Below are 4,209 nucleotides of genomic sequence, written 5' to 3' on the forward strand. Positions count from 1 at the left end.
GCGTCGTGATGCCCGCCCGCGTCCACCCCAGCCGCGACGATGCGCTGGTCCGCTCGCTGAGCGAGGTGGCCGGCGGCCCGCTGGGCGACCACGCCGGACGGCACCCCTGGTGGACGCCGCTGCGCGTGGTGCTGCTCCTCGCCGCGCTCGCCCTGTCGCTGGGGATGGTCGCCAAGGCGCCCTGCCTCGACGTCGCGGGCGAGGGCGGGACCGGGCGCTACGCCGCGCTCTGCTGGTCGGACGTCTCGCAGGCGTACGTCGACCGTGGTCACGCCGAGCTGGCCTGGCCGTTCACCGACGACGCGGGCGTCCGCGACCGGTACGCCCCGGGCTGGCAGCCCCCGGTCCCGGCGTACGTCGCGTGGGCCGCGGCCGGCGTCACCCACGTGCTCGCGGGCTCGCCCGACCTCGACGCCCGGCGCGCCCAGCCCGTGCCCGACGTCGCCGTCGACGACGCGGTGCACCGCGAGGCCCGCATCTTCACCGGCGTCACCGCGGTCTGGCTCGCCGCCGCCGGGCTGCTCGCCGCCGGCCTCCTGGTCGGGGTGCGCCGACGCCGGCCGTGGGACGCAGCCGCCTTCGCGGCGGCACCCGTGCTGGTGCTGGTGTGGCCGATCACCTGGGACCTGCTCGCGGCCACCGCGGTGGCGGGCGTCCTGTGGGGATGGGCGCGCGGGCGTCCGGCGGTCGCCGGTGTCGCGCTCGGCCTGGGTGCCGCGGTCTCACCCCTGGTCGCGCTGCTGTTGGTGCCCCTGGTCGTGGTGGGGGTCCGGGACGGCCGGTCCGCCCAGGCATGGCGGGCCGCGACGGTCGCCGTGGTGACGTGGCTGGTCGTCAACGCTCCGGCGTACGTCTCCTCACCCGTCGCCTGGCGGGCGTCGTGGCAGGGCTACCTGCACGGTGTCGACGTCGGCTCGGTGTGGCTGCTGGTCCAGCAGGCGAGCAACACCGAGCCCGCCCGAGCCGTCGTCCTGGGTGTCTCCGGCGTGCTGGTGGCCGCGTGGCTGGTGGTCGTGGCCCTCGTCGGGCTGCGAACCCGCCTGTCGTTGGCGGCGCTCGGCACCCTGGTCGTCGCCGGGACGCTGCTCGTCAGCCCGGCGTCCGCGCCGTCGTACGCGTTGGTCCTGCTCCCGCTGGCGGCCATGGGCGTGCCGCGCTGGCGCGACCTGCTGGTGTGGCAGGCGGGCGAGGTGCTGCACTTCGCGCTGCTCGGGTGGTACCTCGGCGGGCTGCTCGCCCCGGCCGGCGGCGGGGACGCGCGCGCCTACTGGTGGGGCATGGTCGCCCGGCTCCTGGGACTGGCGTGGCTGGTGGCGTCGGTGCTGCTGGGCGCCCGGTCGGGCGACGGGTCAGGTGATGACGACGTCGTCGAAGCCGGTCGCGGTGAACCGGACCCGGACGTCGATGTCCTCGCCGACGCCCGGCACGCGGGCGCCTGACGGCACGAAGAGCATCGAGGCCTGCATGTGCGGGGGCTCGGCGAAGAGCCGCTGCTTGCCGTCGATGGAGAACGGCGAGCGCACGAAGCCGGCCGCGTCCATGCCGCCGCGGGCGATGGTGGCGGCACGGGCCCGGATCGACTGCTCGCCGCTGGGCGCCTCGAGGCCGATGCCGTGCGCCGTACCGCCGCTGACCACCAGCAGGTGCCCGCTCGTCGGCATCGAGCGGCCGCGGTACCCGAAGGCCTCTCCGCGCTCGAGCGGGTGGACGTCGAGGACCGTCGAGGTGACCGTGAGGGCTCCGCGATCGCCCAGCCACAGGTCGGTGCCGATGCGTGGGCGGAAGGTGAAGTCGGGGTACGACGCGCGCAGCGCGGTGAGCTCGCCGGACGTCAGGTGGCTGACGAAGACGGTGCGGGTCCCGACGCCCGCCGCGACCGCGTCGTTGACGAGGCGGGTCACCTCGCCGAGGTGGGAGGCGACGTTGAGCGGCAGGTGCAGGGCCAGGCCCTCGAGCCCGGGGAGGCGGCGCTCCGCCACGACCCGGCCGGCCTCGGCGAGCTCGCGGCGGGTCATCCCGTGCCGGCGCATCGAGGTGAGCTGCTCGAGCACGAAGCGGGCGCGCGGGTCGCGGTCGGTGAGGTCTCGCAGGTCCTCGACCCGGCTGACGGTGTGGACCACGCGCCGGTCCCGGGCCTCGGGGACGTCGACGGCGCCGCCGACCGGACGCCACGGCGTGAGCACGAGGAGGTCGCCGTCGTAGCGGGTCAGGGCGCCGGAGAGCTCGCGGTAGGTGCCGACGGCCATCAGGTCGACCGGGGTGCCGGTCTGCCCGGCGTGCTCGTGCAGCCACTGCACGCGCCGGGCGAGGCGACCGACGGTGAAGCCGTAGCCGTTGCCCTTCGCGACCGGCACGATGCCCGGGTGGGCGGTCGCGGTGGCGAGCAGGTGCGCTCGCCAGCGCTGGCCGTCGACAGTGAGGCGCAGGCTCATCCGCTGCGCCGCTTCATGTAGAGGTCGAACGCCTTGTAGAGCACCCGGTTGAGCGGCAGGTCCCACTCCCCGACGTACTCGACGGCCTCGCCGCCGGTGCCCACCTTGAACTGGATGAGGCCCACGTGCGAGTCGTCGGCGTCGAGGGTGTCGGTGATGCCGCGCAGGTCGTAGACCGCGGCGCCCCCGGCCATCGCGTCGCTGATCATCGCCCACTGGACGGCGTTGGAGCCGCGGACGTCGCGCTTCTCCGTCGAGCTCGCGCCGTAGGAGTACCAGGCGTGGGCGCCGACTCGGATGGCGATGGTGCTGGCGACGAGGTCGCCCTCGTGCCGCGCGGTCCACAGGGCGATGCGGCCCTCCGCCTCGGCCGAGAGGGCGTYGTACATCGTCTCGAAGTAGCGCAGCCCGCGCGGGGTGAAGTGGTCGCGCTCGGCGGTGTGGACGTAGAGGTCGTGGAAGGCCTTGAGGTCCTCCCGGGTGCCTTTCTCGACCACGACACCCTGCTTGGCGGCCTTCTTGATGTTGCGGCGCCAGAGCTGGTTCATGCCGGCCAGGACCTCGTCCTCGGTGCGCGGCGTGCCGTCGTCGTGCACGAGCGGGACGACGAAGTTGTACTGCGGCTGGCCGGCCGCGAAGCCGCCCTCGACGGCCTGTGGGCGCCAGCCGAGCTCGTTGAGCTGGGCCACCACGGCGGCCCCGGTCTGCGAGCGGTCGAGCGGCGGCACGTCGGTGAGCCGGTGCACGGAGTCGTCGGCGATGCCCTCCTTGACCTGCGCGGCGCTCCACCGGCGGGTGATGACCGGCGGGCCCATCCGGACCCCGAAGGCGCCCTGGCGCGACAGGTGGGCGGTCATCGGGGCGAGCCAGGCGTCGAGGTCGTCACGCACGTCCGGGTCGTCCCAGTCGAGGACCGGGCCCTCGGGGAGGTACGCCAGGTAGCGCTTGAGCCGGGGCAGCTGGCGGTAGAGCACCAGCCCGACGCCGACGAGGGTGTCGCCGCGGTGCCAGCCGAGGGACTCGGCGCGCCACTCGGGCTTGACCCGGGCCCAGGCCGGGGTCTGCAGGAAGCTCGCGCTCGGCTGGGCGGCGATGTACGCGGCGTGCTCGGCGGTCGTGATGGCCCGGACGGTGAGGGGGGTCGGAGTCGTCACCCGGGTGAGGCTACAGGGGTCGAAATGGTCGCAGGGACCAGACAAGACCCCCGTACTTGTCCGATCCCTGCTCACTCCCTAGACGGGACCGGGCCACAGTTGGTTGCGTGGGACGACCACTTTTCTTCGCCGGTCTTTCGACGGCTTCCCCGGCGGCCCTGTCGGGCGGTCCGTTCGAGGGAGACCTAGTCGCGGCCGGCCCCTCGCGAGGGGACCACCTCGAGCACGTCGGGGGACGGCAGCCCGGCGTCGGCACTCGCGCGCGCGACCGCGTCGCGCACGGTGGGCACGGCGTCGCGGGGGACCAGGGCCACCACGGCGCCGCCGAAGCCGCCTCCGGTCATCCGGGCACCGAGCGCGCCGCCGGCCAGGGCGGCCTCCACCGCGTGGTCGACGACGGGCACCGAGTTCTCGAAGTCGTCGCGCATCGAGGCGTGCGAGGCGGTCATGAGCGGCCCGATCGCCGCGAGCTCGCCGCGGCGGGCGAGGTCGACGCACGCCAGGACGCGCCGGTTCTCGGTGAGGACGTGTCGGGCCCGACGCCGGGTCTCGTCGTCGGTGAGGGCGGCGAGGGCGGCCTCGACGTCGGCGACCTCGCGCAGGGAGGCGACGCCGAGCTCGGC

Annotated in this window: 3 protein-coding genes and 1 pseudogene; 1 reads left to right on the top strand and 3 read right to left on the bottom strand. The window is 74.9% G+C overall.

Annotated features, from left to right (window positions below; all coding sequences use genetic code 11):
- On the top strand, positions 1–1,439 hold a 1,439-nt coding region (locus ACXJKL_RS15800; protein WP_457207985.1), incomplete at its 5' end, for a glycosyltransferase family 87 protein.
- Here ACXJKL_RS15800 and ACXJKL_RS15805 read toward each other — a convergent pair.
- The 3 genes and pseudogenes from ACXJKL_RS15805 to ACXJKL_RS15815 all read right to left on the bottom strand — a co-directional run.
- Positions 1,350–2,432: an alanine racemase gene (locus ACXJKL_RS15805; RefSeq protein WP_457207986.1), complete on the bottom strand. Its 1,083-nt coding sequence runs from the start codon at positions 2,430–2,432 to the stop codon at positions 1,350–1,352. The genes ACXJKL_RS15800 and ACXJKL_RS15805 overlap by 90 nt on opposite strands.
- A complete protein-coding gene (locus ACXJKL_RS15810) occupies positions 2,429–3,586 on the bottom strand; it encodes a lipid II:glycine glycyltransferase FemX (RefSeq protein WP_457207987.1) in 1,158 nt (385 codons plus the stop codon). The genes ACXJKL_RS15805 and ACXJKL_RS15810 overlap by 4 nt, the downstream gene beginning before the upstream one ends.
- Positions 3,587–3,771: 185 nt before the next feature.
- Positions 3,772–4,209 (bottom strand): annotated as a pseudogene (locus tag ACXJKL_RS15815) (galactokinase); the annotation flags it as partial.

This window comes from Nocardioides sp. P5_C9_2, assembly GCF_054049555.1.